Here is a 6,119-nt window from a genome sequence, read left to right on the forward strand (position 1 = left end):
GGGCGGGGGCGGGGGGCACCGCCCTGGTGACCTCGCGCGACCCGATGGAGGCGGTGCGGATCGCCGACCGGGTGATCTCCGTGGCGAACGGGAGACTGGTCGCCGATCAGACGGTGGAGGACTTCGCCCGCACCCGATTGCGCCCCCGGGTGGCGGTCCGCACCCCGCACGCCGAACGGTTGGCGGCCCTGCTGCGCCGCGAGTTCCGTGCCTCCGGCGTGCCCGTCCCGTCGTCGACGGGGGCCCCGGCACCGCTCGCGGTCGGCGTGGCGGCCGCCGGTTCGTCGGCGCCCGCCGCCGGCCCCGGACCATCGACCGGAGGCGCCTCCCCGGCCGTGCAGGCCGTCCCCGAGGTGGTGCTGGAGTCCGGGGGCCGGCTGTCGGTCTACGGGGCCGGTTGTGCCGAGGTCGGCGAGATCGCCCACCGTCACCGTCTGGTCCTGCACGAACTGACCCGGGAGATCGGCACCACGGGGGACCGGCGGGGACCCGCTCCCGCCGGTCGGGCGGACGGCCGGGCCGCCCCCCGCTCCGATCGGGATCGCCCCGAGCGGGGGGTCCCCGAGCCGCGCGGTGCGCGGGGGCGTGGGGCGGCCCGGCGCGCCCCGCTGCCGGCGGCCCCCGCCCGTCCGTTGCGGTACGAGGTGCTGCGCTGGTGCGGTTCACGGGCGATGACGACGGTCGCGCTCGCGGGGGTGCTCCTCACCCTGGTGCTCGCCGGGATCCTCGCGCACGGGGGCCACGAGGGGGCGACGACGCATCCGCGGGTGCTGTTGGGGTGGGCACCGATGCTCCCGGTGCCGGTCTCCGCGCTGGTGGCCGGGGCGTTGGGTGCGGCGGCGGTCGGTCAGGAACTGCGCCGGCCCGGCCTGTTGCCCCGGGTGGGCGGGGTGCGCCGGTGCGCCCCCCTCTCGGCCACCATCGTGGTGTCCACGGCCGTGGCCCTGGCGATGTCCGCCTCGGCGGCGCTCCCGGGGGCCGTGGTGTTCCCGCTGCTCGCCGGCACCGTGGACGGGGTGACCGCCGCCGCGGCGGAGGCCTTCGTGCCGGCGCTGCGGGCCGTGGTGGAGGGCGCCGGGCCGGCGGTCGGCTGCGCCGTGCTCGGCCCGGTCCTCGCCGCGGTGTTCCGCTCCGGGGTGGTGGGGATCTCGGGGGTGCTTCTCCTCCCACCGGCGGTGGCGGCCCTCGCCCCCCGGATCACGGCGGTGTCCTCCGCCTCCGGGGCGGACGTTCCCCGAACGGAGCGGATCGCCGATCTGGTGGTCGCGCTCCCGTTCTCCGGGGCGGACCTGCCGGGTACCCCGGCCGCCTGGTTCCCCGCCTTCGCGGAGATCCTCGCCCGGGTGCCCGGTGCGGGGTCGGTCGGATGGTGGCCGGTGTCCGTGCTCCTCCTCCCCGTGTCACTGCTGCTCCTGCGACGGGTGGGGACGTCGGTGCGCCGGCGTCGGTGGGAGGCTCCCGGGCCGGTTGCGCACGGAGGGCGCGTCACCGTTCCCCGGGCGTACGGGGACCACCGGGATCCGGGGGGAGACCCCGGGGGGCGGCGCGGGAGCGGGGAAACGCCGTGGGCCGAGCCGGGCGAGAGGGGCGAGAGGGGCGAGAGGGCCGAGATGGGCAAGGAGGGTGAGGGGGCCGGGGGCATCAGCGGCGCCGGGCGTTCCCCCGGACATGTCCCGGTGGGGGGCGCGCCGCGCGGGTGGACGCCCGGCGCGGAAACCGTGGGCCAGGGGGCGGAAAGTTCCGCGCACGCGCCCCCGGAAGAAATGTCTGGTTTGAGGTGATAATTCGTCAATTATGGGCAGGCCGACGATCACCCTTTCGTGTGCTTTTCAGCAAAGACCTCAAGCGGGCGGCCGGGCCCGCCGACAAAGGATGCGTGACTACCCTTGCGCACTCCATGATGTCCGCCGCCCGGTCCGCAGCCGCTTCGGGGGAGACCGATCGATTCGGATACCCCGACTCCACCACCGCCCGGGGCGCCACGACCACCACCGGTGCCCCCGCCTGGGGTGGGGGTGAGAACGAGATGGGCCGGCCCCCCCGTCGCGCCGCGGGCAGTCGCGGCCGCGGCCTGCACGGTCAGCTCGTCCAGCAGTTGGGTCAGATGATCGTCTCCGGTGACCTCGGGGCGGATCGCCCCCTGGTGCCCGAGGAGATCGGTCAGCGTTTCGAGGTCTCCCGCACCGTGGTGCGCGAATCCCTGCGCGTGCTGGAGGCCAAGGGCCTGGTCAGCGCCCGCCCCAACGTGGGCACCCGGGTGCGCTCGGTCACCGACTGGAACCTCCTGGATCCCGACATCATCGAGTGGCGCGCCTTCGGCCCCCAGCGCGACGACCAGCGTCGTGAGCTGTGGGAGCTCCGCGCCGGCATCGAGCCGGTGGCCGCCCGACTCGCCGCCGAGCGCTGTGACGAGGAGGTGCGCGCCCGTCTCTCCGACATGGTGGACATCCTGCGCCACGCCCTCGAGCAGGGGGACGGCCTGACCTTCTCCCGTGCCGACGCGGAGTTCCACGCCCTCCTGCTGCGGGCCGCGGACAACCGGATGCTCGAGCACCTCGCCGGCATCGTCGCCGCCGCGCTCCAGGTCTCCGGTGGCACCGACGGCCCCTGTCGACAGCCGGGGGAGGCGTGCCTGGGCCACCACCGGGGCATTCTGGAGGCGATCTCGGCGGGCGAGCCGGACGCGGCCGAGGCCGCGGCCCGGGCGCTGCTCGACCCCCGGAGCGGCGAGGAGACGGCTCCCGGGCCCGACACGGTGGTGCCCGCTCCCCGCGAGCACTGAACCGTCGGGGCGGGCCCGTCCCCGGTCCGTCCGGACCCGTCCCGGCCGGCGCCCGTCCACCGCGGTTTCCGCCCGTCGACCCCGCCGATCGACGGGCGCCCGTCCCGATTGACCGCGCTGTGAACGGGCATACGTGAACGCGTGACACCGGTGAGGATCCGGTGTTCCCGGCACGGCGTGCGCGATCGGCGCCGCGCCTTCGGCCGCCGGCCGGTTACAGTCGGAGGGGCGGTGTGACTCGGACCACGCGAAGGTGTGCGTAACGCTTCGGGGCGCAGCGCGATGACTCAAGAGGTGACGGCGGGGATCGATCCCCGGGCCCCGCGGGACTCAACGCACGGGTCGATCGTCGTTCGTCGCCACCGGTGGTCGATCCCGCCACCGGTCGGGGACCCCCAACGGGCGGTCCCCAAGCCGTTCCCAGAGTTCCGAGAGGTTGTTCGTGTCGGCCAGCACCCCCCGTACGCTCCCTGCAGAGATCGCCGAATCCGATTCTGTGATGGCGCTCATCGAACGGGGAAAGGCTGAAGGGCAGATCGCCGGCGACGACGTGCGCCGGGCCTTCGAGGCGGACCGAATCCCCCCCACTCAGTGGAAGAACGTGCTGCGCAGCCTCAACCAAATCCTCGACGAGGAAGGCGTGACGCTGATGGTGAGTGCCGCCGAGACCCCCAAACGCACCCGCAAGAGCGTCGCGGCCAAGGCGTCGGCCAAGCGCACGGCCACGCGCACCGTTCCCGCGAAGACCGCCCCGGCCGCGGAGCCGGCCGCCGCCGAGGCGGCCGAGGCGCCCGCCGCGGCGAAGGCCCCGGCGAAGAAGGCGGCGAAGAAGGCCGCCCCGGCGAAGAAGGCGGCGAAGAAGACCGCCCCCGCCAAGCGCGCGGCGAAGAAGACGGCCGGCACCAAGGGCACGGCGGCCGGCAAGAACGTGGCCGACGAACTGCTCGTCGAGGAGGAGCCGACCGAGGAGCTCGCCGCCGCGGCCGAGGGGCGTGCGGACGGCCCCGCCGAGGGCACCGGCAAGCCGGAGAACGAGGGCTTCGTCCTGTCGGACGAGGACGAGGACGACGCCCCCGCCCAGCAGGTCGCCGCCGCCGGTGCCACCGCCGACCCGGTGAAGGACTACCTCAAGCAGATCGGCAAGGTTCCGCTGCTCAACGCCGAGCAGGAGGTGGAGCTGGCCAAGCGGATCGAGGCCGGTCTCTTCGCCGAGGACAAGCTCGCCGGCGCGGACAAGATCGCCCCCAAGCTCAAGCGCGAGCTGGAGATCATCGCGGAGGACGGCCGTCGGGCCAAGAACCACCTGCTGGAGGCCAACCTCCGCCTGGTGGTGTCGCTGGCCAAGCGGTACACCGGTCGCGGCATGCTCTTCCTGGACCTCATCCAGGAGGGCAACCTCGGCCTGATCCGCGCCGTGGAGAAGTTCGACTACACCAAGGGCTACAAGTTCTCGACCTACGCCACCTGGTGGATCCGGCAGGCGATCACCCGCGCCATGGCCGACCAGGCGCGCACCATCCGCATCCCGGTGCACATGGTCGAGGTCATCAACAAGCTCGCCCGGGTGCAGCGTCAGATGCTCCAGGACCTCGGGCGCGAGCCCACCCCGGAGGAGCTGGCCAAGGAACTGGACATGACCCCCGAGAAGGTGGTCGAGGTCCAGAAGTACGGTCGCGAGCCGATCTCCCTGCACACCCCGCTGGGCGAGGACGGCGACAGCGAGTTCGGTGACCTGATCGAGGACTCCGAGGCCGTGGTGCCCGCCGACGCGGTCAGCTTCACGCTCCTGCAGGAGCAGTTGCACTCGGTGCTGGACACCCTCAGCGAGCGCGAGGCCGGCGTGGTCTCGATGCGCTTCGGCCTGACGGACGGCCAGCCCAAGACCCTGGACGAGATCGGCAAGGTCTACGGGGTGACCCGCGAGCGCATCCGTCAGATCGAGTCGAAGACGATGTCCAAGTTGCGGCACCCCTCGCGCTCGCAGGTCCTGCGCGACTACCTGGACTGATCGGAAACGATCCGCGGCGGCCCCGGTGGAGGGGCCGTTCCGCTTTCCGGGGCCCGGTCGGCGACGACCGGGCCCCGACGCGTGCGTGGCCGCCGCGGGTTTCGCACGCGCGACCGCGAGTCGAACGCCACGCCGGGAGGCGCGGCCCCGGGGAGGTGGGTGAACCACTCGATCGGTGACTCCGGGTGGTCGTTCGAGTGCGTCGGGTGGGTGTTCCGGGCATGGTGGGGAGGCCAGACGACCGGCGGGCGCCGGAAGCGCGTCCGCCGGGACCCCCTCGCAGGAACGGCAGGTCCCATGCGCGCATTCACCCGGCGTCCGCTCTCCCCTCGGAGGGCCGTTTCCCGGCCCGGCGAGGTGCCCGGCCCCCCGGTCCGCTCCTTCCGGAGGGTGCGGCGGGCCGCCCTGGTCGGTGTGGTGCTGGGGCTGTGCGCGCCCCTGGCCTCCGCGCTGCCCGGTGGGGGCACGGGGACGCCCGCGGCGGCCCGCGACGTCGTGGTGGGCGGCCTGCCGGCCCGGACCGGCGACGCGCCGTGGGTGGTCGCCCTGGCCAGCCGGGCCCGCTTCGGGGAGGCCCGCTCCGGCCAGTTCTGCGGGGGCGCGCTGGTCGGACCGACCACGGTGGTCACCGCCGCCCACTGCCTGGACCCCCGCCTCCTGGGCGTCCGTCCCGAGCGCCTGCCGGACCTGCGGGTGATCGTCGGGCGCGACGATCTGCGCCGCGCCGGGGACGGGCGCGAGGTGGCCGTGGCCGCCATCCGGGTCGACCCCCGCTACAACCCGTGGACCAACATCGGGGACCTCGCGGTCCTGGAACTGGCGGAGGCGCTGCCTGCGGCCCGGACGCTGCCCGTGGCCCGGGCGGGGGATCCGGCGTACGCGGCGGGCACCCCGGCCCGGGTGCTGGGCTGGGGGGACACCCGGGGCGACGGGAGCCACTCCCCGGTGTTGTTGGCGGCGGACGTCCGGATGGTCTCCGACGCGGAGTGCGCGACGGCCTATCCGGGGGGTCCGGAGGGCCGCTTCGTGCGGGGGGAGATGGTCTGTGCCGGTCTCCCCGCCGGTGGGGCCGACGCCTGTCAGGGGGACAGCGGGGGGCCGCTGGTGGCCGATGGCCGGTTGGTCGGACTCGTGTCCTGGGGGGTGGGTTGCGGACTGCCGGGGAAGCCCGGCGTCTACACCTCCGGCGCGATGGTGGCGCAGCGGCTCGGTCTGTAGCTCCGGCCGGGGGTCCGGCGCGCGGCGTCCGCCCGTGCCGTGACCGGGCGACCCTCCCCTCCGGCCCGGTGCCCCTCCCGGGAGGGGCACCGGGCCGGAGGGGAGGGTGGG

Annotated in this window: 4 protein-coding genes; all 4 read left to right on the plus strand. The window is 74.8% G+C overall.

Annotated elements, in window-relative coordinates:
• Positions 1–1,781: DUF8746 domain-containing protein (locus tag FOE67_RS13570; RefSeq protein ID WP_182663998.1), on the plus strand; the 1,781-nt coding region annotated here is incomplete at its 5' end.
• Positions 1,782–1,822: 41 nt separating this feature from the next.
• Positions 1,823–2,782, plus strand: coding sequence for a FadR/GntR family transcriptional regulator (locus tag FOE67_RS13575; RefSeq protein ID WP_323384891.1), 960 nt, complete (start codon positions 1,823–1,825; stop codon positions 2,780–2,782).
• Between the two features lie 436 nt (positions 2,783–3,218).
• Entirely contained in the window at positions 3,219–4,790 is a 1,572-nt protein-coding gene (locus FOE67_RS13580; protein ID WP_182664001.1) for an RNA polymerase sigma factor, read from the plus strand.
• 357 nt (positions 4,791–5,147) lie between these two features.
• Positions 5,148–6,008 (plus strand): serine protease, encoded by an 861-nt coding sequence (locus FOE67_RS13585; RefSeq protein ID WP_438874215.1) that lies wholly within the window; start codon positions 5,148–5,150, stop codon positions 6,006–6,008.
• The last annotated feature ends 111 nt before the right edge of the window (positions 6,009–6,119 follow it).

The sequence above is a fragment of the Streptomyces calidiresistens genome (assembly GCF_014141525.1).
Classification (GTDB): Bacteria; Actinomycetota; Actinomycetes; order Streptomycetales; family Streptomycetaceae; genus Streptomyces; species Streptomyces calidiresistens.